We start from the raw sequence: 246 nt of genomic DNA on the forward strand, positions 1-246 counted from the left end.
TTCGTGGCCGGCTTATCGGCCTATTCGAAGGTGTTGGACTGGGCGCGCTTCCGCGCCATCTCCTAAAAGGTCGGCGCCTACATGTTCGTGGACATGGCCCACGTTGCCGGCCTGGTCGCCGCCGGCGTGTACACGAGCCCGCTGCCGCACGCGCACGGGCTCACCGCCACCACGCACAAAACCCTGAGCGGACCGCGAGGCGGCATCATCATCGCCAAGGGCGCCGGCGACGAGATCGAGAAGAAG

Annotated in this window: 1 pseudogene; it reads left to right on the plus strand. The window is 66.7% G+C overall.

Annotated features, from left to right (window positions below):
- A pseudogene (gene glyA / locus ACQG3P_RS21640) lies at window positions 1–246 on the plus strand (serine hydroxymethyltransferase); the annotation flags it as partial.

Source organism: Stenotrophomonas sp. SrG (assembly GCF_050031795.1).
Taxonomy (GTDB): domain Bacteria; phylum Pseudomonadota; class Gammaproteobacteria; order Xanthomonadales; family Xanthomonadaceae; genus Stenotrophomonas; species Stenotrophomonas rhizophila_A.